This is a genomic window from Roseisolibacter sp. H3M3-2 (assembly GCF_029211165.1).
GTDB lineage: Bacteria > Gemmatimonadota > Gemmatimonadetes > Gemmatimonadales > Gemmatimonadaceae > Roseisolibacter.
Map to the genome: position 1 here is coordinate 1 of NZ_JARGEK010000754.1, position 736 is coordinate 736.

Sequence of the window (736 nt, forward strand, 5' to 3'; positions counted from 1 at the left end):
GAACGACATGGCTACGATCCGACTTGCCGCGCCGCCGCGGCCGACGCCACGCGCGGGCTCGAGCAGGCCGCCGACCTGACCGCGCAGCTGCTCGCCGGGCGCGGGCGCGCGCTGGCCGGCGGGGCGCGCGTGTTCGTGCAGGGGCCGTACTTCCGCGCGCTGGTGGCCGGGCAGCGCCGCGACGACCTGCTCGACCAGGCGTTCGAGGCGGCCGGGCAGCTGGAGGCGGCGTGGGTGTTCATCACCGACGAGCGCGGCGTGCTCCTCGCCAAGAGCGACGAGCCGGGCGCGTTCGGCGCGGCGATGGGGGCGATCCCGCTGGTGGCCGGCGCGCTCGAGGGGCGCGAGACGTCGGGGTTCGGCGCGTCGCGCGACACGCTGCTCTTCCAGACGGTGTGCCTGCCCGTCGTGGTGCCCGGGGCGGCGCCGGTCGGGACGCTGACCGCGACGCGCGTGGTGGACGCGCGCCTCGCGCGCGACGTGCGCGCGGCGACGGGGACCGACGTCGTCTTCTACACCGTGGACCCGGCGGGGCGGCGGCGCGTGGCGGCGGCGACGCTCCCGCGCGCGCTGGCCGACACGCTGGTGGCCGACACGGCGGCGCACGCGGGGCGGTGGCGGCGGCAGCAGGCGGCGCTGGTGACGGCCGGCGGCGAGGTGGTGGGCGGCTACATGGTGCTGCGCGCCGCGGCCGGCGTGCCGTCGGGGCTCGCCGCGGTGCGCGGCGCCCTGCTCC

General features: G+C 79.6%; 1 protein-coding gene. It reads left to right on the forward strand.

The window, feature by feature from the left end; genetic code table 11:
• Positions 1-736, forward strand: a 736-nt coding sequence (locus PYV61_RS26205; protein WP_275836832.1) for a cache domain-containing protein, incomplete at both ends; no start/stop codon positions are given.